The sequence below is a fragment of the Vibrio sp. S234-5 genome (assembly GCF_000960595.1).
Taxonomy (GTDB): Bacteria; Pseudomonadota; Gammaproteobacteria; order Enterobacterales; family Vibrionaceae; genus Vibrio.
The window spans coordinates 1-389 of sequence record NZ_JZAM01000370.1 but is presented as its reverse complement, the minus strand read 5'-3'; the positions used below and the strand labels follow the sequence as shown (position 1 = coordinate 389).

Annotated in this window: 1 protein-coding gene; it reads right to left on the bottom strand. The window is 45.8% G+C overall.

The window, feature by feature from the left end; translation table 11 throughout:
* The coding region (locus tag UF06_RS26535; RefSeq protein WP_242402046.1) for a hypothetical protein at positions 1–263 on the bottom strand (263 nt) is incomplete at its 3' end.
* Between the last annotated feature and the right edge of the window lie 126 nt (positions 264–389).

Genomic DNA, 389 nt, shown 5'->3' with positions numbered 1-389 from the left:
GCCTTGCCCAGATTAAGCTTCAATTGAGCATATCTCGGGATTTTTGTGTTGTATTTATCGCCTTCACCCAATAGGACGTAATCATTGTAGTCCGCTTTATATTGCGCCGCGAGGAGGTTCGGTTGGTACGGCGTTTGCTGCGGATCAGTAATAACGTGTCGGCCAGTCATGGAGCCATAAGCTCGTTTGATAATATTAAAGCTATTGATTTTGCTTTCTAAGCCAGAAAGGTTAGAAATGCCCGTACCGAGCTTTTGTATCAATCTGGTTTTGATTTGTTCGATGGCCGTGAGCTCTGCACTGGTTGGTGCGGGTAAGGTCTTCGGCAGGCCGAAATTTATCTCTTCGATCGGATAACCGGTGGTGATGTGATCATCACTCCATTGTTA